This window comes from Sporosarcina sp. FSL K6-6792 (genome assembly GCF_038004885.1).
In the GTDB taxonomy this organism is placed as follows: domain Bacteria; phylum Bacillota; class Bacilli; order Bacillales_A; family Planococcaceae; genus Sporosarcina; species Sporosarcina psychrophila.
The window spans coordinates 4,092,670-4,117,911 of record NZ_JBBOSA010000001.1 but is presented as its reverse complement, the minus strand read 5'-3'; the positions used below and the strand labels follow the sequence as shown (position 1 = coordinate 4,117,911).

The window sequence follows — 25,242 nt, the reverse complement described above, 5'->3', positions numbered from 1 at the left end:
TCCACTATATGAACGAAAAAGGAACATTACGACAGTAGAAAACCGGCTTTCTTCAATCTAAATTCTTAACAAGGCTCCTCAATGCTTTTTCATCCATCGGCCCAACAATTTTCTGACTGATCTTACCGTCCGTGCCAATCATAAACGTTGTCGGAATTGGGATAATCCGGTAATCATCGATAACGGTACCTTCTTTATCCAGCGGAATTGGGAACGTTAATCCATAGAGTTTGATGAATTCCTCAACGCCCTTAAGGCCCCGCCTTTCCTCCGTCGTCAAATTGACCGCAATAATTTCTACATTATCGGTATCCTTATATTTCTTATAGTATTTCTGCATATGCGGCATTTCCGCCTTACATGGACCACACCACGAAGCCCAGAAATTTAAAATTACCTTTTTGCCCTTCAAATCTGATAACTTCACCACATCGCCAGACATCGTAGACAGTTCAAAGTCAGGCGGAACCGAACCTTTTTCTAAACCAGGCTCATCCTCTAATGCACTAAAATCAGCACCAATCAGAAATTCATCAATTGGTTTCGGTTTATCCAAATTCGATTTCACCATAATGACCACCATCGATCCGATAAGCAGTACAGCAATGATGAATCCGAGTGTTTTCTTATTCATAGATATCCCTCCAATCTAACTTTCGTATAAACACAATCACAAAAAATAATCCCATGACTACAGTCGTAATAAGCGGTGTCTGCATAAATTCATTTGGTTGGACGGCAGCCACAAAAACATGAACCGCCATAAACACAAGGGCAAGTTGAACCGGCCAATTATCCGCCTTCCCGCTATTCATCCAGAAAAATACCACGAATAACCCAAATACAACTACCGTTACTACTTGCGCAATCATTTCGCCTTCATTCAATAAAACCATCATCACCTGATACACAACTTGAACTAAAACTGCACCCGTAAAAAGTACCCGAAATCCATTAGCATCAAGCCGCCCTCTCTTCATGTCCCATAAGGCCTTCCCGGCAATAAATAGCAGCCCCAAATAAAAACCAACTGCCCCACCGTGGAAATAAACAATCGCAAGTGGTGACCGAAGAACCGAATTGAAATCAGTGAGGACTATACTCAATTTCCAAACAATCACCAAGTAAAAGAACGCATCTCCTATGATTTCCGCCTGCTTCTTCCCATATCGGAACCGAACTGCACTATATGCAACAACAAATGCTACCATGAGGGCAATCCAAGACGAGGGAACACTAAGGCTTCCTATTGTGAAAAATGAAGTGACTGGCATTCGCATTTGCCCCCTTCAACACCTAATACCATAATCGTATCCAAAAATAGCATCGAAAGCCATCATTCTAGTTGAAAGAAACAAAAAAAATCCGCCTCAGTCTTGAGGCGGACACAATTAGTTAGAATGATACATAACGTAATGGATTCACGGCACTTGGTCCAGATGCAGACCAGTTTCCGATATGCATTTCAAAATGGAGGTGAGGCCCGGTCGATGCGCCTGTGGTTCCAATCTTGCCGATGAACTGGCCTTTCGCAACTTGCTGACCAGCGCTTGTATTAATGCTTGACAGATGTGCATAAACTGTTGTGAAAATCTGCCCATCAATTGAATGTGTCACCATGATAACATTGCCGTAAGTTCCCATTGGTCCGGCGTGGGAAACAACACCGTCACCCGCCGATACAACAGATGTTCCAGTGCTATTCGCAATGTCGGCTCCACGGTGCTGCCTTTGAGTGCCGTAGATTGGATGCGTTCTCCAACCGAATGACGACGTGTAAGTTCCGGAAGCTGGTTTCGTCCATGTCCCATTTGAGACGGGTGGAAGATAAGAAGATGAACCACCACTACCACTACTATTTTGTCTGTCTTTCGCGGCTTGAGCTGCCGCTGCTTTACGTGCAATTTCAGCTTGACGCGCAATTTCAGCGATACGTTTTTGCTCCGTCACAATTTTTGCTTCAAGATCTTTACTAATTTCATGTGTTTCATGCAAATCATCTTCTAGCTTTTCTTTTTCGTTGGCTAATTTCTGTTGTTCAGCTTCTAGTTTATCGATTAACTTATTCTTATCACTTTTCTGTGCTAAAAGAGATGCTCTCAAGTTTTGAAGTTCTTTTTTAGCGGCTTCCTGCTTGGCAAGTTTTGACTCGACAAGTGCTTTTTCTTCTTCAAGCTGCGCAATATCACTCGCTTGTTGCTCCATAATACTTCGATCTGCATCCATTAAAGAATTGACAGCCGAAAAACGGTCTATGAAATCTGCAAAACTATTGGCTCCGAGAAGAACGTCAAGATAGCTAACTTGTCCGCCTTTTACTTGCATAGCACGAACACGTTCACGCAATACCACGTCACGCTCTTCAATTTTCTTTTCAAGATCAGCAATTGAAATGCGTAACGCATCAATTTCTTCGGTTGTTTTATTTATTTGTCCGATAACACGGTTAATCTGTTCATTGGATTCGTTTATTTTAGCGTTAAGTGCTAAAATTTGATCCGTAATTTTTTCGATAGTCGTTTTTTTGCTTTTAATTTCAGTATTCTTTTTACTAATTCCCGTATTCAATTCACTTTTCTTCATATCAAGTAATTTCTGTTCTTTTTTCAGGTCATCCAAAGGACTCGCTAAAACTCCCGCTCCACTAATAATAGTGGACAGGAAAACGATTGCAATTGTACCTGACAACAGCTTTTTATATCTATTCAACTTCCCAGTTCCCCTCTCACACTCTATCTATCACTTACACTTTAAGAAATTTACGCACAGACATAAAGCTGCCCCAAATACCAATAAAGATCCCCATAAACAGAATCAGTCCGTTCAGTTGGATTATAAATGGTGTCGTGTTTAGTAATTGGAACAATTCTCCTTGTAGCTTCGGTTCCAAAAGCTCGAATAGTTTGTAATAGGATATAGAAATGATGAGCATTGGAGCTAATGCCCCCAAAATGCCAAGCCACATTCCTTCCAACAAAAACGGAATACGCACGAAGTTATTCGTCGCTCCGACTAATTTCATAATTTCAATTTCAGTTCTTCTAGCAACGATAGTTATTCGGATCGTGTTCGAAATAAGGAACATCGCCGTGAATAACAGTGCCAATATCAAAACAAGACCGATATTCCGGCTCAGGTTAAGTACATTGAAGAGTTTCTCCACTTTTTCTTCGCCATACACGACCTCATATGTATAGTCGTATGTATCAATTTTCTTGGCAATAGTAGCAGTCTGTTGTGGATCCTGCGCTTTTACATAGAGTGCATCGCCAAGCGGATTGCTCTGTTTATATAAACTAAGTTCGTCACCAAATGATTTTATCATCTTGTCTAGTTCAGCATCTCTCGACGAATAGACCACTTCGAGAACGCCATCTGTCGAACGAACTTTTTCTACCAGCTCTTTAATTATCAACTTATCTGCAGCTGGATCCGCAACCACTTTAATTTCCACGTCATTCTCGATACTTTGCGCGAGATGATTAAAATTCATCATAATCACGATGAATACACCGACAAGCAGGAGGGTGACAGTAACAGCACTGACTGACGCAAATGTCATCCAGCTGTTACGGCGAATACTTTTGAAGCTTTCGCGTACATGCCGACCGAGTGTTCTAGCCTTCATAGTACTCACCTCCGTATTCGTCACGGGTAATGAGTCCGCCTTCTATTGCGATAACACGGTGTTTTATAGCGTTAACAATCTCCCTATTATGGGTGGCCATGACAATCGTCGTTCCACGAGCATTAATCTGTTCGAAGATCCTCATGATCTCCCATGATGTTTCAGGGTCAAGATTTCCTGTCGGTTCATCTGCAATGACAACTTTCGGTACGTTGACGATTGACCTCGCGATGGAAACACGTTGCTCTTCTCCACCTGATAATTCGTTCGGGAACATCCGCGCTTTTTGCGTAAGTCCGACAAGCGCAAGAACATCGTTCACTTTTTTTCGTATTTCTGCTGGCGGTGCTTCAATGACTTCGAGCGCAAACGCCACATTCTCGTAAACATTCAATTTAGGTAATAATTTAAAGTCCTGAAAAACGACACCAATCTGCCTGCGCAATTGGGGTACTCGTTTGTTACGCAATGTTGCAAGATTTATACCATTAATAAGAATTTCTCCACTTGTTGGTCTTTCTTCACGATACATCATTTTAATAAATGTCGATTTACCTGCACCACTCGGACCGACCACGTAAACAAATTCTCCCCGGTCGATTTCGATGTTAATGCCATTTGCTGCTACGACACCGTTCGGATACTTTTTGTAGACATTTTTCATCACAATCATTCTAAAACCACCTGAATATTTTTGTCTCTCTTTTTTTCCAACAGCCCCATTATAACATGATTCACCTTTCTAAGTATTACAGTTGTGTTTCAATTAAAACTTGAATATAATGTCGATAAACACAGAACGTAGTACTATTATACAATAGAGCTAGTAGACCAAAAGTCTAACTCACTTGTTTGTATTCGACCTTTAGGAGGTAACTCCTCTTTTTATTGACAATAATATTTGAACTAGCGGATGGTTTTATCAAATTATGAAGAGTACCGTTGAACTGTGGGGGAAAAGCGGGAGCTATGTCTAACTGTCAAGGTATTTCTGCTAACTGTGAGGGCTTACCGCAGAACTGTCACCGCATTTCGACATACTCTAAGGGCAACGCTAAACTGTCATGGCTTTTCTGCTAACTGTGAGGACTTACCGCAGAACTGTCACCGCATTTCGTCATACTCTAAGGGCAACGCTAAACTGTCATCGCATTTTTGCTAACTGTGAGGACAAATCGCAGAACTGTCATGGCAAGTCGACATACTCTAAGGGCAACGCTAAACTATCATCGCATTTTTGCTAACTGTGAGGACAAATCGCAGAACTGTCATGGCAAGTCGACATACTCTAAGGGCAACACTAAACTGTCATCGCATTTCTGCTAACTGTGAGGGCTTACCGTAGAACTGTCACGGCAAGCCGACATACTCTACTACCCAACCCCACCCATCCCGCCAATAAACAAAAAAACCGCACCAGGCATATCGCCCAGTTGCGGTTTCATCGTAAAAATTATTTTTTCTCAGCAAGCCATTGTGCGACAGCAGTTGCTTCTTCGTCACTAACTTTAATCGCCGGCATTCCACCGCGGCCGTTGATGATTACGTCATGGATTTCTGTTTCAGACATATGGTCACCAACTTTTGATAGATCGGGACCCACGCCGCCTTTAAGTTCAAGGTTACCACCGTGACAAGCGATACAGCTTGTGCTAACCACTTTTTCAACGTCTACTGATGCTGTTTCAGTACCAGTACCTGTTGTACCCTTATCTTCTTCTTTTGCTTTGTCGCCGCCACATGCCCCAAGGACAAGAACAGCTCCCAACATAATTGCTAAAAACTTAGTTTTCATTTTCTTACCTCCATTTATGAATTATTGTACTGCCTACCTAAGTATACCAAAACAACGTGCATTAAAATCACCTAGGGATTACCCTAAATTCATCAAACCGTCGACAAATAGCGTCTTCTCAACCTCCACTACAGTTTGTCTCAACTTTGTGAACTCCATTATTAGACGTGCCAAACGACTAATAACATTAAAATTACGTCTGTATTAGTTAATATACACATAATCCATGCTTCCAAAACCTCTTTATAGGACTATCCATTTTTTTCATTAAAGATGTGGGCAAATGAAAAAGCGCACCGAAGTGCACTCCTTTTCATTTCATATTATTAAGATATACGTGAACGTAAGTAAGCATTGATGAACAGGTCGATATCGCCGTCCATTACTGCACTGACGTTTCCTGTTTCTGCACTCGTCCTGTGATCTTTTACCATGGAATACGGGTGGAAAACGTATGAACGGATCTGGCTTCCCCAACCGATTTCTTTTTGATCTCCCCGAATTTCAAGAAGACGTGCTTCTTCTTCTTCGACTCTGATCTGGTAAATCTTCGCTTTCAATAAATTGATTGCGCGATCACGGTTTTTAATTTGTGAACGTTCTGTCTGACATGTAACAATTGCGCCAGTTGGAAGATGCGTCATACGGACTGCTGAATCTGTCGTATTGACGTGCTGTCCACCCGCACCGCTTGAACGGTACGTATCGATTTTAACATCTTCCATTTTAAGGTCAATGTCAACTTCGCCTTCAAACTCCGGCATTACTTCTATTGAAGAGAATGACGTATGGCGTCGGCCTGATGAGTCAAACGGAGAAATCCGAACGAGGCGATGAACGCCTTTTTCTGCTTTTAAATACCCATATGCGTTATGTCCTTTAATTGCCAATGTTACGGATTTCACGCCAGCTTCGTCTCCGGCTTGATAGTCGAGTGTTTCGACTTTGAAGCCGCGATGTTCAGCCCAACGTGTGTACATGCGAAGCAACATAGAAGCCCAGTCCTGGGATTCCGTACCGCCTGCACCCGAATGAAGTTCAAGAACCGCACTATTCGCATCAAATTCATCACTGAGTAGCATTTGCAGTTCAAATTCATCGAGCTTCTTCTTGAATCCCTTCAACTCTACGCCAAGATCTTCTTGCATCTCTGCATCGTTTTCCTCGCGTAATAGTTCAAGCGTCATTTCAAGGTTTTCCTGTTCATCAGTCAACTCCGTGTACTCGCCGACAACGTCTTTCAACGCATTCGACTCGGAGATTACTTTTTGTGCACCTTCCTGGCTATCCCAGAAACCTGGCTCCAGCATTGCTTCATCTAACTCTTGAATTCGTGCCTCTTTGTTTTCTAAGTCAAAGAGACCCCCTAAAGTCCGCTAATTTCTTAGCTGATTTGTCGAGCTCGTTGCGTACATCGGATAATTCCATCATAATAGTTTCCTCCTGAATTTGGGTTGCCCGGTAACTTATGCATTACCGTGGCAGTTTTTATATTTCTTCCCGCTGCCGCATGGGCATGGATCGTTACGACCGATGTTTACTGCGCGACGCACTGGTTTCTTACGCACTTGCTCGCCATCCTCTTTCGGATTAACGGCCTGTGCTTTAACAACTTCTTCACGTTCAAGGTTGTTGCGGATTTCTGCTTTCATCACATACTTCGCTGAATCGGCTTCAATCGATGCGACCATTTCCTCAAACATTGCAAATCCTTCCGCCTGGTACTCACGAAGCGGATCAGTTTGACCATATGCACGTAAATGGATACCGTGACGCAATTGATCCATCGCGTCTATATGATCTGTCCATTTCGAGTCAATGGCACGAAGCAAGACGACTTTTTCGAATTCACGCATGCGCTCTTCCGACATTTCTTCTTCCTTCTCATCGTACCGTTCAGTAACAGCTTCTTGGATTAACGACGTCAATTCCTCAACCGATTTCTCTTCCATAGCCACAGTTGTTATACGACCGTCTGGGAGTATATTTGCGCCCAAGAAATCTTCGAGTCCTTTTAGATTCCAATCGCTTTCTTTTTCTTCCGTCGTATGAATTGCCACAGCATTTGCAATTACATTCGACAGCATTTTCTCTAGTACGCCACGAATATTTTCTGACTCTAGAATTTCATTACGTTCTTTGTAGATGATTTCACGCTGCAGTCGTAATACATCATCATACTGCAGCAAACGTTTCCGTGCATCAAAGTTATTTCCCTCTACCCGTTTCTGAGCAGATTCAACTGAACGCGATACCATTTTCGATTGAATTGGCGTCGTGTCGTCCATACCAAGTTTCGTCATCATCGACTTCATTTGGTCCGAACCGAAACGGCGCATTAATTCATCTTCAAGCGATAAATAGAACTGCGTTACACCCGGATCCCCTTGACGACCAGAACGTCCACGTAGCTGGTTGTCAATTCGACGCGACTCATGTCGTTCTGTACCAAGAACCGCGAGACCGCCAAGCTCCTGCACGCCTTCTTCAAGTTTAATATCCGTACCACGGCCCGCCATATTCGTCGCAATTGTAACAGCGCCTTTATGACCGGCTTCCAAAATAATTTCCGCTTCACGACTGTGGTTTTTCGCATTTAAAACATTATGCTTCACACCGTATTTTGTCAAATGCTTCGAAATAATCTCAGACGTTTCAATCGCAACTGTACCAACAAGAACTGGTTGCCCTTTGTCATTCCGTTCTTTGATGTCCTCCGCAACTGCCTGGTATTTACCTTCCATTGAAGAGTAAATAAGATCTGCACGGTCATCACGGATTAGCGGACGATTCGTCGGAATAGCAATGACGTTCATGTTGTAAATATTACGGAATTCTTCTTCTTCCGTTTTCGCTGTCCCAGTCATACCAGACAGTTTGTCATACATACGGAAGTAGTTTTGGAATGTAATTGTTGCAAGAGTCATTGTTTCATTCTGAACTTCTAGGCCCTCTTTTGCTTCAATGGCTTGGTGAAGTCCATCACTGTAGCGACGACCTTTCATAAGACGTCCTGTAAATGAATCGACAATGACGACTTCGCCTTCTTGAACAACATAATCGACATCAATATGCATACTCGCATGTGCTTTCAACGATTGGTTAATCGCATGATTAAGTGTCGTGTGTTCCAAATCGAATAAGTTATCAATACTGAATGCAGCTTCCGATTTCTCGATACCACTTTCTGTCAAGACGACACCTTTCGTCGACTCATCATATGAATAATCTTCTTCTTTTTTGAGTGATTGTGTAAATTTATTTGCCAAGCGATACAATTCTGCCGCTTTCGCAGCTTGCCCTGAAATGATTAGTGGTGTACGCGCTTCGTCAATTAAGATCGAGTCAACCTCATCTATAACTGCGTAGAACAGCGGACGCTGCACTTTATGTTCATTATAAAGCACCATGTTATCACGTAAGTAATCGAAACCGAGTTCGTTGTTTGTGCTATACGTAATATCCGCACTGTACGCTTCCCGTTTCTCTTCTTTCGATAAACTATTTAAGTTCAGACCAACTGAGAATCCGAGAAACTCATAAAGTAGCGCCATTTCCGTCGCATCACGACTTGCAAGGTATTCGTTCACGGTTACAACGTGTACGCCTTGACCCGCAAGTGCGTTCAAATAAACCGAAAGCGTTGACGTCAACGTCTTCCCTTCACCGGTTTTCATCTCCGCGATATTGCCCTCGTGTAAAGCAGCAGCCCCAATAATTTGCACACGGAATGGATACATGCCAAGAACACGTTTCGACGCTTCGCGAACGACTGCAAAAGCCTCAGCTTGAAGATCATCAAGCGTTTCTCCTTTTAAGAAACGTTCTTTGAATTCAGTTGTTTTTGCTGTCAGTTGTTCATCCGTAAGCTGTTCCATTTGTGTTGCAAGCGCTTCGACCTTGTCCGCAATCTTGTCAAGACGCTTCAAATCTCGTTTATTCATATCAAACATTTTATTCAATACGCTAAGCATTTAGGTCACATCCTCATTAGGTTCACCCTTCATTTTAACACTGTGAATTGCACGGTGCAAATGGTCTAGCCAAAACACATTAAGGAAATTTTGTATTGCGTGATGGGAGGACCATAATACGCGGGTATAATAGGTTTTTCCGCTCGTCCCCCACTATTGGAAATCAAAAGAAGACCCCTAAGCAGTATTCCCGCTTAGGGGTCTTCCAAACTCCATTATCTATTCAGCTTGTTTCAATTAAGCCATATTTACCATCGCTACGTTTATAAACGATGTTTGTGCCGTCAGAATCGGAATCTGTGAAGACGAAGAAATCGTGGCCAAGCATGTTCATTTGAAGAATTGCTTCTTCTTGGTCCATCGGTTTTAGATCAAAATTCTTAGTTCGGACGATCGCAAATGCCTGATCTTCTTCCCCATTTGCATCACTGTTTTTCTCTTCACTTTTATTGACGGATGCGAAGAATGCTGCAACGCCTTCACGTTCACGGAACTTACGGTTTACTTTTGTTTTATATTTTCGAATTTGACGCTCTAACTTGTCAACGATCAAGTCGATAGCTGCATATAAATCGTTATGACGTTCCTCTGCACGAAGCGTTAAGTTTTTCATAGGAATTGTTACTTCCACTTTAGTTTGCTTATCATTGTAAACTTTCAAATTCACATGTGCAGTTGCGTTCGCATTTTCATCGAAGTATCTTTCGATTTTTTGCAATTTCTTCTCGACATGTTCACGAATTGCCGGAGTTACCTCGATATTTTCACCGCGAATATTAAAATCTAACATATGAACTCCTCCTTTAAGTTAACCTATACAGTACACTTCTACACATTCCCCATAAAGTCCTTCTAAAAACATTTAGAAAATTAAATATATTGTCGATTTGTGACGAATACGTTCAAAAATTACTTTTTTTCGTCCTTTATAGCGCTACCCAATGCACTTTCAGAGCGTCTGCGAAGTTTAAGCTCTTCGACGATTAAATGTTCAATTTCTACGTTTTCATCAAAATCATAACCGTACATGTATCCCCCACTATATGGCTTCTTCCACACAATTACGCCTTGCAGGTCGATTAATTTTTCATAAAGTGTGAATTTGATATGCAAGCGGACAGATTCACGTTCAAGAGGAATATCGAACTTCGCAAAAAGCTTTGCACCACCTGGACTGATGTCTAAGAAATGACATTCGCCCGGGCTCGATTCTATATCCGTTCCATTTTCAACGACAATCCGGAATTCAGCTACAAGCGGTTCCCCAAATGTATACCTAAAATATTCAGTCCGTTTATAAAGCATCTTCTCCACTCCGTTCTAACGCACCAAGATTTGTTTCTCTCATTATAACAGACTACTTAACTTTCAACGAACTTCAGCCAAGCTTGCCGTTCTTCGCATTGTCCCGTCCAGCGTCGTCACAATCTGCTCATTGTCTGCAACCGTTCCATGAATCGTAGCGTTCACTTCTTCCAGTGATGCACTCGATTCGGTCAGTAAGTCAGCAAATGAGCTTGTCATACGCCCGATGTCCATCGTTTCCTTTGTAATTGAAGCCATCTTGTCGTCAAACATGCCAAACTTCCGGTGAAGGTCACTCAATGTGTTGTGCATGAGTCCGATTTTCATTTCAGCGTCCACCGACAATGCTGCCTGTGTAACAAGTTTTCCTGTACTGTTCGTCAAATTGGCACGCGAGCGATCATTCATCGTGTTGACATTTTCCAAATTGCCATTTATTTCAACCAATGTCACCGCCGTTAATCCAGCAAGTTTCCTGATTTCATCCGCGACAACCGCAAACCCTTTGCCGTGCTCTCCCGCGCGAGCCGCTTCAATTGACGCGTTCAATGCAAGAAGATTCGTTTGTCCCGTAATCGTCTCAATCGACTTGGCAAGCGCATTCGTCTTCTCGATATTCTCAGTAAGCGCATCAAATGATCCGTTCAAATCAGTGAGATAGACTTCCACTTCTTGCATACCTGTACGCAAGTTTTGCATGACTTCCACCATGTCAGCAGATTCAGCGCGCAGACTAGCTGTGTCTTCATTCATAAGATGCGTTTCCTTATGCATATCAGCTACATCATCTTGCGTGCTTTGTGCGTTTTTTGCGATGTTCGCAATTTGAAATGCTTCCTGTTCAACACTCGCTGAAACGCCATCCATAATTGTCAGCAGTTCCTTCTGTGCTTCCAAATGACGTCCAGCCGTCTCCCCAATCGCCGTCAAATCAGCTGCAACCTGTTCAATCCCTTCATTCAACGAACGATGCTTGCTCTCTTCTAAAAGCGTGTGTGCTGCCTGCTCAGTCGTAAACAAATCGACTTGCATTTCCAGCTTTTTCGTCTGCTTTATTTGGATGAATAGCCCTACTGACATTAAGATCAGCACAAGCGCCAAACTACCTTTGCTCGCTGCAATTTGCTCCTGATACGGATAGTTCGTTAAAAAGACGACCAGAACAGCAAGGGACAGCGCAAAACCATAGGTCATAATCCGCATGGATAAATGAACACTTGCAATACCTGCTATGAAAAACGCTATTCCAGCTGTCGCCACTGACGGTTCCCCTATAACCCCATTCAATATCGCGGCAAATCCCGTCACGCCAAGGACAATCCATGGAAACATGTTCTCAAAAATAGCGACCTTTTTCGCCAATGCATAAAACAATAACGTAACAACAACCGGTATCGCCATACTCACTGTCTTCAGCATACCTTGCCCCGTAACAAAATAAAAAATCAAGCCAATGAAACTAGAACCACCAAGTGTCATAAATAGAATGAAGTTCTTATTCGAAAATTCCTTCTGCCGAATGGTATCCACAGTGTGCATTCATAATCCCCCTTAGAAGTTCCTATCTATATACCTAATCTTACTTGCCGTTGATTGAATTATCCAACATATTACTGTAAACCGATCATAAGCAACGCATGACCGAGCATATTTCTTCCTAACCAATCATATACAACGCACGACCGAGCATATATCTTCCTAACCAATCATAAGCAACGTACAACCGAGCATATATCTTCCTAACCAAGCATATACAACGCACAACCGAGCATATATCTTCCTAACCAATCATATACAATGCACGACCGAGCATATATCTTCCTAACCAATCATATACAACGCACAATCGAGCATATATCACCCTTATCAATCATAAACATCGCACAATCGAGCATATATCTTCCTAACCAATCATAAGCAACGTACAACCGAGCATATAACACGCTAACCAATCATAAGCAACGCACGACCGAGCATATATCTTCCTAATCAATCATAAACAGCACACAACCGAGCATATATGGTATTCTGTCAAGAAAGTGGACATGAATTAATGAGCAGTTATTTTAAAAAGCCTACCGCGCTGCGCTTGCTGTACTTTCGTGGAAGAGCAGTTAAAAAGCCAACTGCTCTTCCACGAAAGTTGTGAGTGGTTTCTGGGCATTTTTCTCTTTCAATTCTTGATACTGTGACTCGAAAAAATTAGGGGAGACATAGTCTAACGTGGAATGGATGCGTTTCTCGTTATAAAACGAGATGATGTAATCCAACACTGCCGTCTCTGCTTCCTTTCGTGTCTTGAACTTCATTCGGTAAATCAGTTCCTTCTTGATTGTCGCATGGAAGGATTCAATACACGCATTGTCGTAACAGTCACCTCTACGACTCATGCTGATTTGGCACTGCTTCTCTTTAAGCAGTCCAGTATAAGCAACAGACGCATACTGGGAGCCCTGATCTGAATGGTGAATCAACCCTTCTTCTGGGGAACGGAAATGAAAAGCACGCTCCAGCGCCAGTTGAGGCAGCTGCGTGGATAAGGTGTTCGCTAAGTTAAAACCAATGATCTTACGAGAGAATAAATCCATCACCGTAGCCAGGTATAGCCACCCCTGACTTGTCCAGATATAGGTGATATCCACGACCCACACTTGATTGGGATGATCCGCATGGAAGTTTCGTTTTAACAAATTAGGATAAATCGGATGTTCATGATTAGATTGAGTTGTCACCGTATAGTGAAAAGGCACTGTAGCGCATAAGCTCAGCTCTCTCATATAGTTTGAGACAGTCTTCTCTGAAAGTGGTACCCCTTGTTTCTTCAGAATCCGTTGGATTCGGGGGCTTCCATAGACCTCCCGATTCTCGTAAAAAATTTGTTTGATTAACTTTAATGCCCCTTCTTTTTTCTTCTGCGAGGCACTTTGTACTTTTTCTCGCCATTTATAGTAGCCGCTCTTTGAAACCTTTAGAACTTCGCACATCCTATTCACGCGGTATTCTTCCCGGTGCTTTTCAATAAATGAATAGATCACTGCAGGTTTTTTGAAAAGATGTGCATGGCTTTTTTTAAGATTTCATTCTCTTCCTTCAGTTCCTGGATTTCTTTTTCAAGCGCTCGTTGCTGCCTTAGCCGCTCGGTAGAGGTTACAAATTCTTCCCCATTACGTTTTCCTTCCAGTTCTTTTCGATGTTGACTTACCCACTTTCGCAAGGTACTAACAGGCACATCCATCTCCCGTGAAATTTCAATCTGTTTTCTTCCGTCTTCCACCACCAGCTTGATCAAATGCTCTTTCAGCTGATTATCTATTCGTTTCTTCATAATGGACACGCTCCATTCAGTTAGTTTGTTCTCTCCATCCCAACACGCTCATTGGATTGTGTCCACTTTCTATACTACATTCATATATCACCCTAACCAATCGTATACAATACACGACCGGCAAATAATTCCCCAAAAAAGGGGCAACATCGCATTAGTTTCTTATCCGAACTGCTTCCTCATGTGTTTCATTGATATACGTAGCGATTTGTTGTTGTTCTTCAGTCAGTTCGGTCAACGTAGCATTCAATTCTTCCACAGCCGCGGTACTTTGCTCGACAATCGCCGCGAAATCCATCGTTCGTTCCTGAATTAATGCACTGTCTTTCGTAATTTTGCCGAAGTCTTGGATGAAAATCGATAATACATTCTGCAACTTCGTCATCGTTCCAAATAAATCTGTAAAGGACGCACTAGATTCATCTGCTACTGCAGTCTGCATCGTCACTTGTTCTAATCCATCTCCAAGTTTTTTAACGGCTATTTCGTTATAATTGTTCACTTCTATCAAGTTTGCATCAATTTTAGTTAAGGTCTCTCTTGTAAGTCCTGCCAATTTCCGAATTTCTTCCGCAACTACCGCAAACCCTTTTCCTTGTTCTCCAGCACGCGCAGCTTCAATCGAGGCGTTTAGCGCAAGTAAATTTGTCTGTTCCGTGATGGCTTTAATGGCACTTGCGAAAACGTTCGTTTCGTCAATTTTACTTGATAATATACCAAACGTTTCATTTAGATCAGTGAAAAAAGTGGTGAAAGAATCAATGCTTTCTTTTAACTGTGCAATTTTCATAGTGCCATCTTCGGCTTTTCGGCCTGCTTCATTCGCCTGAATCACGACCTGACCTAAGCCTTCTGCAATGACTTGAACCGATTCGTAAGTGTGTTCCGCATTTTCCGCGATATCTGAAATATGATCCGCCTGATGTTGACTGCCGACACTTACTTCATTAACAGCCGCAAGCATTTCAAGCTGCGATGTCGCAGATGTCTCCGAATTTGAACGAAGATACGCAAGGTTCGATGTAATCTTTCCAACCGCCTCGTCAAGCTTTGCAGCAAGTGCTCCTTCTTCGCGCACCTTAAGTTCTGTTAGTTCGACAAGTTCCTCCACATGCATGAACATCCGCCCATTTTGACGGACAAGCAAGAATAAGACAAGCCCTGCTAGGAAATGAAGAAGTAATAAATTTGTCCCGCTTCCTCCAACGAGTTCTGGAGCAATGAAAAATTGATTATTTATTATCATGGCAATGAAACTCAGTGCAAAACCAAACGCCATAATGGCCATCTTGCCGTGAATTGAACCTATCACCAAAATAAGAATGATGATACCTATTGTCCCTAGATTCGCTTCTGAAAAAAAGATGACACCCATCGCAATTGCAAAATTCATGATGAGTAATAGATAAGGCAGAAGAAGTGACAATACCTCAACTTTTTTACTTAGAAAATAGAATAGAATCGCGAGTGCAAAAGGTATGGCAACAGACAATTGAATAGTTATCGGGGAGCGCTGTATGAGTTGGGCTAGTAAACCCAGCCCTGCAGCAAGTGCAAATCCAATCATCATAATCGAGTTTTTCCGAAGCCAATCTTCCCGCTTTAATTGAGTAATATTCATCCTATATTTCCCCTTTACCATCAATTTTTCTCATACTAAAGTTTACATTAAACATTCTATGTAAAATGTACCATTAATGAACCACCATTCATACAGGCATAATTAACTAATTATTCAATAAAAAACCCAGTCAGAGAATTAATCTCCAACCGGGTAGTAGTTATTGCTTCGTATCGTAAAATGTACCATCTCGTGCTACATTGCTGTAAGGATTGACGTAGTTTTTCATATTGTCTTTCTTCGCTTGTGATTCCACGATGTCTGTACGAATCAGTTGTGAAAATTGAGCAAGTTTCTTTTTAACATCCTCTTCTGCCGCGACAAGAACTTTGCCGAACACTTCCTCTTCGACCGTGAACGGGGCAGTAATATGTGGTTGCAACTTATCACGATCATCGAGAAGTGATTCGATACCCGCAATCGTCTTATCACGCGTATCTTCCGCAATTTCCCCCGTCAATTCCATCAGTTTCTCCGTCAAATCACGCCAAGCAATCAGTGCGGGCCGAATCATATTTCATCCACACTCGCATACTGTTTCTGTCGGTTGATCTGAATAACCTGCTTCCATGTATCACGAAATTCAGTAATGATAGAAGAGGCTTCATCAAACATTGCGCAATCGTTTTTAATATTGCCGTCAATCAATCTGCTATTTGCGAACTCATACAGAATGAGCATGTTTTCAGCAACTGGGTACGAAGTATCAAGAGTCAGCATCAGTTCAGAAATAATTGCTTGTGCTTTTTGGACAGACTTGTTCTTCTCTTCTATATTATTATCTTCCATTGCTCTTTTTGCTTGTACTATGAATTTCAAACAACCGTTATAGAGCATGAGTGTCAGTTCACCTGGTGTCGACGTATTCACCGTGTTGTTTTGATAGGTTGCATAGGGATTGTTTATAGCCATTTATAATCTATCTCCTTTATATCTCCGCTATTGTTACGCGCCGCCGAATGAACTCATAATACTGGCTGACTGTGCATTTAAACGTTGGATTGCACTTTCCATTGCATTGAATTGTTTCCAAAGTCGACTTTCGGTCATTGTGAGGCGTTCTTCAAACCGTTCGATTTGTTTATCCATATCCTTCAGATTACGTCCAAGTGCGAATTTATCATTGACATCTCCTACACTACCTGCTTTCGCGGAAATAACTTTCTGACTATCATCGATCACCGCTCGGAATTGAGCGGCAATTCCGCGTTTCGATATATCACCATCTTGTTTCGCAAACATTTCATAGACTTTATTCGGATTCTCTGCGATTGCTGCTCGCAACTTAGTTTCATCAATTGTTAGTTTGCCATTTTCAGTATAAGAATTCGATGCCGTAATCCCTAAATCCTTCAAGGTTATCTTCTTATCATCTGAACCCATGACTGAACTACTCATAATTGTACGCAATTTTGTGAGCATATTGGTAATTTCAGGATCATTGCGCAGTGTGCCGCTCATTGCCTTTTCTTCCCATAACTTAATTTCATTTTCCTTCATGTCTTTCTTCTCTGCATCGGAAAGTGGTTGGAAACTACGGTGCTTCGGTTCACGTATTTTCGCATTCAATTCTTCAATCATTTTATTGTAGTCATTGACAAATTGAGTGACAGCATCCACGACTTTGTCTGTGTCCGGGGAAGAGCTGAATGTTATGGTTTTTCCGCCATCTAAAACTGCTTTTTCTATCCCCGGTCCAACTGCTGTAATTTCATCTAGCGGTGCTGTAACTTGTTTCAAATTGATTTCAAAACCATTGATTTGGAATGTGTTTGATGAACGAGTAATACGAAGTCCGTTTAATGTAACATCAGCATCATTCCCGACTTTTGAGTTTAAGCCATTACTATCCAGTTTCAATATCGAGGCCGCATTATCAGTACCCTCTGACGTCACTTTAATCTCACTACTTCCACCATTTTTGGCGCTTAGGGCAATTATCCCAGTTTTCGAGTCAAAGAAAGCGTTAACGCCTGTTTTTTTATTTATTTTGTCTAGTAATGACTTTAGCGTCTCTGTGTCCGGATCAAACTCAACTTCTACACCTTTATCATCTACGCCATTGGAATCTGGTGCATGTATAGTAATTTTCGTCCCATTAATTCCAAGTTCTGAAAGAGTTGTTTTCTCAAATTCAACATCGCCATTATCTACAAATTTCACAATTTTCCCCGAACTTTGAAGTGTAGATTGTGTTGCCAACTTATGAACTTGAATCGATCCTGCAAACTCAGAAGTAGAATTCACATTCTTAATGCCAACTGCATCTGAATCTGATACGCTCACACTTTTCGCCATAAATGTACTTTCCCTCATAACCGTATCAAACACTTTATCACTCGTAGCTTTCAGATTTCGATTGATGCTCCGATAATCATCCAGTACCCATTGCATGTATTGTTTCTTCTGTGTGATTTTATCAAGTGGTATACGATTCGCATTCATTAAATCTTTAATAATCGTCTCTGTATCCATCCCAGTAGCTAGTCCACTAACTCTCATAATTCCTTCACACCTTCATATTATATTTTTCTGTCTACTAACAAACCTACAAAATCGCGCATCTCCGCATGAATGTCCATCAATTTTTTAGATGGGATTTCTCGGATAACTTCGTCAGTTTTCGAATCGACAATTGTTACATAGTATTCATTGAGCTTTTCATGAAACTTGAAACGTAATTGCGTATTCGCACTTTCCAAAAATGTGTTCATGCTGTCCGTCATTTGCTTTGCTTTATCGGCAGGTAATTGTTGTTCTTGGTCAGCTTGCGGTTGTACTTTCTCTACAACGGCTTGCACTGGTACCACCGTAACTTCCTTGTTCGATGCTACTTTTTCAACTGAAACGCTTGCATGATGCATCGTAGTTCCCCCATCCATACGACTTACCATTCCTCAAACCTCCCTGTTCCTCAGAACTTACATTATGATTTATATCGGCAAACCAAAAAGGAAGTTAAGTAATTTGGCAATAAAAAGTATTGGGTTTCCGCCAAAGTCATGTTTGCTCGTTTGAATCAAAATAGTTCAACACTACTATTCTCTCTTATTTATTTCATCTACTATCTAAATAAACAAGAATAATTGCCGAAGCATATAAAGTAGTTCATTTAATGTAAGAGAAAGCGAAGGTGCAAGAGAAATGTTCAAATCCATCCGAACAAAAATAATTATGACAGTAATGGTGCTATTCCTCATCGGCGTATCCACTATGACTTTCATTAGCAATACGATAGTGAAAAATAATACCGAAGAAAGTATTATCGAATCGAGTGGTGCACTCACCAATGAAATGGGTTATGCAATCGAAAATTTTCTTGGTCAGTACGAGAAAGGCATAGCACAATTATCCACCTCTCCTACAGTGACGGGATTTACACTTCCTGAAGAAGATGCTACAGCAACAAATTCGATTTCTGTACTGGAAGCTGAACTAGAGAGCTTCCTCGGCTTTTACGAAGATACAACTTCCGTCTATTTGACCCTTCCGACTAAAGAAATAATGATCATGCCAAATGCAGATCTCGGAGCAGATTTTGACCCGACAACTCGGGATTGGTATAAAAATGCGGTTGAACATCCAGACGTTGTCCAATGGTCTAGTCCTTTCATTGACTCAGCTACAGGAGAATTGGTCATCGCTGCCTCAAAAGCCGTGCTATCAAATGGCAAATTAATTGGCGTTATGGGCCTTGATATTCAACTCGGTGCTTTGACTGATAAAATAGCTGCCAGTGATGTTGGCTATAAAGGTTATCCAATGTTACTTGATACAGAAGGCATCGTGCTCGCACACCCGGAAAGCCAAGGATCTAACTACATGGATCGGCCTTTCATCGCGGAGATGTACAATGATGGAAACGAAAAAGGCAACATCCACTACGATTATGAAAGTAACTCCTTTATAAACGTTTATTCTACAATACCGAAGTTCGGTTGGAAAATTGCCGCCGTCTATGATGAAAAAAATATCAATGCTGCGGCAAATAACTTACGTACTTCAATGATTGTCGTCGCACTTGTCACCTTGCTTGTCATCTTCGCAGCGCTCTATTTCATCATCAGTCACACCATCAAACCACTTGGCCAGCTAAAGTCACTCATGGATTCCGTATCCCAAGGTGATTTGACAGTTCGTTCCGAGGTTAAAACGAATGATGAAATAGGTGAACTTGGCGATAACTTTAATATAATGATCGACAACATGAACGCTATTATTACTGTCGTCAACGGTTCTGCTGCGAACGTCCGGGCAAGTTCCGAAAGTTTAAGCGCAGTTGCGGAAGAAACGAATGCATCAGGGGAAGAAGTTGCTCACGCAGTAACTGAAATTGCGTATGGCGCTTCAAAATCTGCTGAAGATGCTGAAATCGTTACGGAAAAAGCCTACCTACTTGGCCAACAAATTAATGAAATCACAACGAAAGCCGTCGTCATGTCTGACATCGCAACAAAAGCCGGCGAAATGAATACCAGTGGTCAAGGTCAAATGCAAGAGCTGAAACTGTCTTTCAATGACTGGGAAACCAATTTACAGTCCATGTCCGAAGTGATCGGTACACTTGAAGGTAAAGTAAATGCGATCGGCGGGGTCATGGAAACGATCACCCAGATTTCATCGCAAACGAATCTTCTTGCATTAAATGCAAGCATCGAGGCAGCCCGTGCAGGTGAACACGGCAAAGGATTCGCAGTCGTTGCGGATGAAGTAAGGAAACTCGCAGAACAATCTGCCCGTTCAACGGAAGAAGTAAAAGTGACAGTCCAGGAACTCCAAATGGAATCAAGACTCGTCTCTGGGCAAATGAACGAAACACGCGAAAACTTCCAACGTCAAGGTACCGTCGTACATGACACTGAAATCACTTTCGGAGAAATTTCAACATTGATGTCCGATATGCAAGATTCAATCGATGCAGTGTATGAAGAAATTCAGAAAGTCGCAACACACAAAGACGACGTTGCTGAAACAATCCAGACAATGGCAGCAACTTCACAAGAAACTGCCGCGGCATGCGAAGAAGTCAGTGCTTCAACAGACGAACAACTTCGTGCCATTCAATCTGTAACTGATGCAGCGGAGACGTTGACGGAGTTAAGTGAGGAATTGAGTTTGGCGGTTAATCGATTTAAGGTTTAAGATTTGAAACACTGCTTAGCACACCTTTTCCGTATTGATAATTGATAAAACTTCGAAAGCGCCTAGGATCTATTAATGATCCTAGGTGCTCTTTATATTGATTTAAAAACGATAAATATAGAATGATTATTATCACTTTTTGTTTAATTTATCTTTCTCTAAACAAATAAGTAATTAGACCGAAGATTACTTAGTGAGTCAATTCAACTAGATAGATAGAGAAAGCGAAGGTGCGCTATGTTCAAATCCATAAAAACAAAAATTATAGTAACAGTGATGGTTCTTTTCCTCATTGGTGTGACGGCAATGACCGCAATTTCCAGTTTGCAAGTACAATATAAAACAGAGAAAAACCTCATCGATCAGAGTGTTGTACTCGTCGACGAGATGGGTGCTTCGATTACGAACTTTTTAGAGCAATATAAAAAAGGCTTAATCCAAATGTCATATTCCAAAGCCTTAACGGATTATACTAATGTCGGCGATGACATTGAAAACAGCAATGCTACATTAGAGAAAGAATTTAAAGAGTTTCAAAATTTATACGATGAAGCTTCGCAAATCTACTTTGCACTTCCATCAAAACACATGACTCTTGTTCCACATGCTGACCTTGGAAACGATTATGATCCAACCAGCTTTGAGTGGTATCAAGAAGCAGCAGCAAATCCTGATACCGTCTACTGGACGGAACCGCATATCGATCGTGCGACAGGCGAGTATGTCATCAGTGCCATGAAGGCTGTTCTGAAAAACGGAAAACTTATCGGTGTTCTTGGACTTGATATTCAATTGGCTTCGTTGGCCGAATCTATTTCCGGAAGTGATATTGGCTACAATGGCTATCCGGTTCTCTTTGATGCTACTGGAACTGCAATGGTTCATCCATCGTTAAGCGGTGAAAATCTGATGAACCTCCCTTATATAGAAGAAATGTTCATAGGAGGTTTAGATGAAGGGGCCATCCATTACACACACGAAGGCAGCGATAGAGTGAATGTATTCTCATCCATTCCCGATTTTGATTGGAAAATCTCAGCAATTTATCTTAAAAAAGATATTAACGAAATCGCAATCAATCTCAGAAACTCGATGATGGTTGTAGCAATTGCGACACTGCTATTATTCTTCGTCGTCCTCTACTTCATGATCAGCCGTACAATCAAGCCCCTTGGAATTTTGAAATCTTTGATGGATTCCGTTTCAAAAGGCGACTTAACCGTTCGTTCTGACATTAAGACAAAAGACGAAATCGGAGAACTAGGTGCTAACTTCAATACGATGATTGAAAACATGAATGCTATTATTACTGTCGTTAACGGCTCCGCATCGAATGTCAAAGCAAACTCCGATAGTTTGAGCGCAGTTGCAGAGGAGACAAATGCATCGGGCGAAGAAGTTGCAAACGCTGTAACTGAGATTGCATATGGCGCTTCAAAATCTGCGGAAGATGCAGAAATCGTGACGGAAAAAGCGTATCTACTTGGCCAACAAATTAACGAAATCACAACGAAAGCCGGCGTCATGTCTGACATTGCAACAAAAGCCGGTGAAATGAATACAAGTGGTCAAGGTCAAATGCAAGAACTGAAACTGTCCTTCAACGACTGGGAAACCAATTTGCAGGCGATGTCCGAAGTTATCGGTACACTGGAGGATAAGGTAAAAGCAATTGGCGGGGTCATGGAAACAATCACCCAAATTTCAGCACAAACGAATCTTCTTGCATTAAATGCAAGCATCGAAGCTGCCCGTGCAGGTGAACACGGCAAAGGGTTCGCAGTTGTGGCGGATGAAGTAAGGAAACTTGCAGAGCAATCTGCCCGTTCAACAGAAGAAGTAAAAGTGACAGTCCAGGAACTTCAAACAGAATCCAGACTTGTCTCAGAGCAAATGAACGAAACACGTGAAAATTTCCAACGCCAAGGTACAGTCGTACATGACACTGAAATCACTTTCGGAGAAATCTCAACATTGATGTCTGACATGCAAGACTCCATCGACGCAGTGTACGAAGAAATACAGAAAGTAGCGACTCATAAAGACAATGTTGCTGTAACAATCCAAACGATGGCAGCAACTTCACAGGAAACAGCTGCTGCATGCGAAGAAGTAAGTGCTTCAACAGACGAACAACTTCGCGCGATTCAATCTGTAACAGATGCCGCAGAAACATTGACGGAGTTGAGTGAGGAATTGAGTAATGCAGTTAATAAATTCAAGGTGTAAGAATTAGTAAAACCCGCCCCGGATCAAGTTCCCGGGGCGGGTTTTATAATACTATCTAGTATATTTATCGAATGGATTTGATAAGGTAAAGTTAATAAAAAGTAGAAACTTTACTATTGTTCATCTATCTCTAAAGAAACGAACGAATAGACCGAAGTATTCATAGTAATCACATTTTAATAGAAGGCGAAGGTGCTCAATAAATGTTTAGGTCCATCAAAACAAAAATCATCATGACTGTCATGGTGCTTTTCCTTATCGGCATTTCCATCATGACTGCTATCAGCAGTACGCAAGTAAAAAATAGGACTGAAGAAAGTGTGTTGACGTCAAGCGGTTCACTCATTAACGAGATGAACTTTGCGATTGAAAACTACCTCAATCAATACGACAAAGGTCTTGCACAATTGTCGACATCACCCTTAGTAACGGAATTTTCTACTGCCAAGGAAAATGAACCAGCAGACGATTCTCTTCCTAAGCTTAATAAAGCATTCGAAAACTTCATGGAATTATACGACGATTCATCAGCAATCTATTTTTCACTCCCTACTAAGGAAACATTCATTATGCCTGCTGCCGATTTAGGCACTGATTTCGATCCAACGACACGTGAATGGTATTCACAAGCAGTCGCTGATTCCGGTACAGTCCAATGGACGAAACCCTATATTGATCAAGCAACTGGAGAGTTTGTTATCAGTGCTTCAAAAGCTGTGCTGGCAAATGGTAAACTTATCGGTGTAGTCGGACTGGACATCCAACTCGCTGCATTAACAGACAAGATTTCAGCAAGCGAAATTGGTTATAATGGCTACCCAGTCATATTTGATGTGGAAGGGACAGCAATTGCCCATCCAACATTACGCGGGGAAAATTTGATGAATCTTCCGTTCATCGCAGAAATGTACAAAGAAGGTAACGAGCAAGGCGAAATTTATTATGAATATGAAGGCGTCACTAAAGCTAATATCTACTCCACAATTCCAAGATTCGGTTGGAAAATTGGAGCAATCTATGACGAAAAAAATATTAACGCAATGGCAACTGACTTACGTAATTCAATGCTGATTGTTGCATTAGCAACTTTGCTCGTCATCTTCACCGCTCTCTATTTCATGATTAGCCGTACCATCAAACCTATTAGGAAATTAAATTCACTGATGCATTCTGTATCTCAAGGTGATTTGACGGTCAACTCTGATATCAAAACAAATGACGAAATCGCTGAACTCGGAGATAACTTTAATACAATGATTGACAATATGAACGCTATCATTACTGTCGTCAACGGTTCTGCAGCGAACGTCCGGGCCAGTTCCGAAAGTTTAAGCGCTGTAGCGGAAGAAACGAATGCATCAGGGGAAGAAGTTGCACATGCAGTAACTGAGATTGCACATGGCGCTTCAAAATCTGCTGAAGATGCGGAAATCGTTACAGAAAAAGCCTATCTTCTTGGCCAACAAATTAACGAAATCACAACGAAAGCCAGCGTCATGTCTGACATCGCAATCAAAGCCGGTGAAATGAATACCAATGGTCAAGGTCAAATGCACGAGCTAAAACTATCCTTCAACAATTGGGAAACCAATCTACTAGCCATGTCCGAAGTGATCGGTACACTTGAAGGTAAAGTAAATGCGATTGGCGGAGTCATGGAAACGATCACTCAAATTTCATCGCAAACGAATCTTCTTGCATTAAATGCAAGCATCGAGGCTGCACGTGCAGGTGAACACGGCAAAGGATTCGCAGTCGTTGCAGATGAAGTAAGGAAACTTGCAGAACAATCTGCCCGTTCAACAGAAGAAGTAAAAGTGACAGTTCAGGAACTTCAAACAGAATCTAGACTCGTCTCAGAGCAAATGAACGAAACACGCGAGAACTTCCAACGTCAAGGTACGGTCGTAACCGACACTGAAATCACTTTCGGTGAAATTTCAACATTGATGTCTGACATGCAAGACTCGATTGACGCAGTGTATGAAGAAATTCAGAAAGTCGCGATACACAAAGACGATGTCGCTGAAACGATTCAAACGATGGCGGCAACTTCACAAGAAACGGCCGCGGCATGCGAAGAAGTCAGTGCTTCAACAGACGAACAGCTTCGTGCCATTCAATCTGTGACAGATGCAGCAGAGACGTTGACGGAGTTAAGTGAGGAATTGAGTTTGGCGGTTAATCGATTTAAGGTGTAGAACACTGCAAAAGCGCTCAAGA

The 25,242-nt window shown here is 41.7% G+C and carries 19 protein-coding genes and 1 pseudogene; 3 read left to right on the top strand and 17 right to left on the bottom strand.

Annotation, left to right across the window (positions count from 1 at the left end; all coding sequences use genetic code 11):
- Positions 1-52: 52 nt before the first annotated feature.
- The 17 genes and pseudogenes from MKZ26_RS19735 to flaG all read right to left on the bottom strand — a co-directional run bounded on the left by MKZ26_RS19735 (position 53) and on the right by flaG (position 18,542).
- Entirely contained in the window at positions 53-634 is a 582-nt protein-coding gene (locus tag MKZ26_RS19735; protein ID WP_340767294.1) for a redoxin domain-containing protein, read from the bottom strand.
- Positions 627-1,274: a hypothetical protein gene (locus tag MKZ26_RS19730; protein ID WP_340767293.1), complete on the bottom strand. Its 648-nt coding sequence runs from the start codon at positions 1,272-1,274 to the stop codon at positions 627-629. The genes MKZ26_RS19735 and MKZ26_RS19730 overlap by 8 nt, the downstream gene beginning before the upstream one ends.
- Positions 1,275-1,395: 121 nt before the next feature.
- A complete protein-coding gene (locus tag MKZ26_RS19725) occupies positions 1,396-2,709 on the bottom strand; it encodes a murein hydrolase activator EnvC family protein (protein WP_340767292.1) in 1,314 nt (437 codons plus the stop codon).
- Between the two features lie 34 nt (positions 2,710-2,743).
- Positions 2,744-3,628, bottom strand: a complete 885-nt coding sequence (gene ftsX / locus MKZ26_RS19720) for a permease-like cell division protein FtsX (RefSeq protein WP_340767291.1) — start codon at positions 3,626-3,628, stop codon at positions 2,744-2,746.
- Complete coding sequence (ftsE, locus tag MKZ26_RS19715; RefSeq protein WP_067211958.1) at positions 3,618-4,301, bottom strand: cell division ATP-binding protein FtsE; 684 nt, start codon at positions 4,299-4,301, stop codon at positions 3,618-3,620. The genes ftsX and ftsE overlap by 11 nt, the downstream gene beginning before the upstream one ends.
- 780 nt (positions 4,302-5,081) lie before the next feature.
- On the bottom strand, positions 5,082-5,423 hold the full coding sequence (cccB, locus tag MKZ26_RS19710) for a cytochrome c551 (protein ID WP_340767290.1): 342 nt from the start codon (positions 5,421-5,423) through the stop codon (positions 5,082-5,084).
- A gap of 326 nt (positions 5,424-5,749) precedes the next feature.
- Positions 5,750-6,851, bottom strand: a protein-coding gene (gene prfB, locus MKZ26_RS19705) for a peptide chain release factor 2 (protein WP_156476176.1) whose coding sequence is annotated in 2 segments (ribosomal slippage) — positions 5,750-6,778 and positions 6,780-6,851 — 1,101 coding nt in all. Because the reading frame shifts where the segments join, the coding sequence is not laid out codon by codon here.
- Between the two features lie 38 nt (positions 6,852-6,889).
- The gene (gene secA / locus MKZ26_RS19700) at positions 6,890-9,397 is read right to left on the bottom strand and encodes a preprotein translocase subunit SecA (RefSeq protein WP_067211966.1); all 2,508 of its coding nucleotides are present in this window, start codon (positions 9,395-9,397) and stop codon (positions 6,890-6,892) included.
- A gap of 223 nt (positions 9,398-9,620) precedes the next feature.
- Entirely contained in the window at positions 9,621-10,187 is a 567-nt protein-coding gene (hpf, locus tag MKZ26_RS19695) for a ribosome hibernation-promoting factor, HPF/YfiA family (RefSeq protein ID WP_067211968.1), read from the bottom strand.
- A 119-nt stretch (positions 10,188-10,306) separates the two neighbouring features.
- The gene (locus MKZ26_RS19690; RefSeq protein WP_067211970.1) at positions 10,307-10,702 is read right to left on the bottom strand and encodes a PilZ domain-containing protein; all 396 of its coding nucleotides are present in this window, start codon (positions 10,700-10,702) and stop codon (positions 10,307-10,309) included.
- Positions 10,703-10,765: 63 nt separating this feature from the next.
- Complete coding sequence (locus tag MKZ26_RS19685; protein WP_340767289.1) at positions 10,766-12,241, bottom strand: methyl-accepting chemotaxis protein; 1,476 nt, start codon at positions 12,239-12,241, stop codon at positions 10,766-10,768.
- A 575-nt stretch (positions 12,242-12,816) separates the two neighbouring features.
- Positions 12,817-14,027 (bottom strand): annotated as a pseudogene (locus MKZ26_RS19680) (IS3 family transposase).
- Between the two features lie 154 nt (positions 14,028-14,181).
- Positions 14,182-15,648: a methyl-accepting chemotaxis protein gene (locus tag MKZ26_RS19670; RefSeq protein WP_340767288.1), complete on the bottom strand. Its 1,467-nt coding sequence runs from the start codon at positions 15,646-15,648 to the stop codon at positions 14,182-14,184.
- 160 nt (positions 15,649-15,808) lie between these two features.
- Positions 15,809-16,162 (bottom strand): hypothetical protein, encoded by a 354-nt coding sequence (locus MKZ26_RS19665; RefSeq protein WP_340767287.1) that lies wholly within the window; start codon positions 16,160-16,162, stop codon positions 15,809-15,811.
- Positions 16,159-16,560: a flagellar export chaperone FliS gene (gene fliS / locus MKZ26_RS19660; RefSeq protein WP_340767286.1), complete on the bottom strand. Its 402-nt coding sequence runs from the start codon at positions 16,558-16,560 to the stop codon at positions 16,159-16,161. Before fliS ends, MKZ26_RS19665 begins: the two co-directional genes overlap by 4 nt.
- Positions 16,561-16,593: 33 nt before the next feature.
- The gene (fliD, locus tag MKZ26_RS19655; RefSeq protein WP_340767285.1) at positions 16,594-18,150 is read right to left on the bottom strand and encodes a flagellar filament capping protein FliD; all 1,557 of its coding nucleotides are present in this window, start codon (positions 18,148-18,150) and stop codon (positions 16,594-16,596) included.
- Between the two features lie 20 nt (positions 18,151-18,170).
- Positions 18,171-18,542, bottom strand: a complete 372-nt coding sequence (gene flaG, locus MKZ26_RS19650) for a flagellar protein FlaG (protein ID WP_340767284.1) — start codon at positions 18,540-18,542, stop codon at positions 18,171-18,173.
- Between the two features lie 250 nt (positions 18,543-18,792).
- On the opposite strand from flaG, the gene MKZ26_RS19645 reads away from it, so the two are divergent.
- The 3 genes from MKZ26_RS19645 (at position 18,793) to MKZ26_RS19635 (ending at position 25,220) form a co-directional block, all read left to right on the top strand.
- The gene (locus tag MKZ26_RS19645; RefSeq protein ID WP_340767283.1) at positions 18,793-20,790 is read left to right on the top strand and encodes a methyl-accepting chemotaxis protein; all 1,998 of its coding nucleotides are present in this window, start codon (positions 18,793-18,795) and stop codon (positions 20,788-20,790) included.
- Positions 20,791-21,027: 237 nt separating this feature from the next.
- Positions 21,028-23,019, top strand: a complete 1,992-nt coding sequence (locus tag MKZ26_RS19640) for a methyl-accepting chemotaxis protein (RefSeq protein ID WP_340767282.1) — start codon at positions 21,028-21,030, stop codon at positions 23,017-23,019.
- 203 nt (positions 23,020-23,222) lie between these two features.
- The gene (locus tag MKZ26_RS19635) at positions 23,223-25,220 is read left to right on the top strand and encodes a methyl-accepting chemotaxis protein (protein WP_340767281.1); all 1,998 of its coding nucleotides are present in this window, start codon (positions 23,223-23,225) and stop codon (positions 25,218-25,220) included.
- Positions 25,221-25,242: the final 22 nt, after the last annotated feature.